The organism is Dellaglioa sp. CoH-56-MRSF-10 (assembly GCF_056782175.1).
Window position 1 is genome coordinate 1 of sequence record NZ_JBXAYF010000143.1, and the last position, 249, is coordinate 249.

General features: G+C 58.2%; 1 protein-coding gene. It reads right to left on the reverse strand.

What is annotated here, in order from left to right; genetic code table 11:
- Nucleotides 1-217: hypothetical protein (locus AC1RP4_RS08100; RefSeq protein WP_481763293.1), on the reverse strand; the 217-nt coding region annotated here is incomplete at its 3' end.
- Nucleotides 218-249 lie beyond the last annotated feature (32 nt).

The window sequence follows — 249 nt, forward strand, 5'->3', positions numbered from 1 at the left end:
CCCCGGCGATTGCAGGATCGGAGAGATAGGCGATCGGGGCGTCCGTTCTGTAGCCCTTGCGCGCGAACTGCACTTCGCACGATCCCCACACCAGATCGGAGCGTCGGAGGTACCCCAGTGTGCTTTCGTAGCCGGGGTAGGCAATGGCCCCCTCGCTGAACAGCCTGTGTCTGATGACGATGTCGCCAGCCGCAGCCAGCACCGGGTAACGATCCATATCTGCTATCCATATTTTTTTGATGTTTTAAT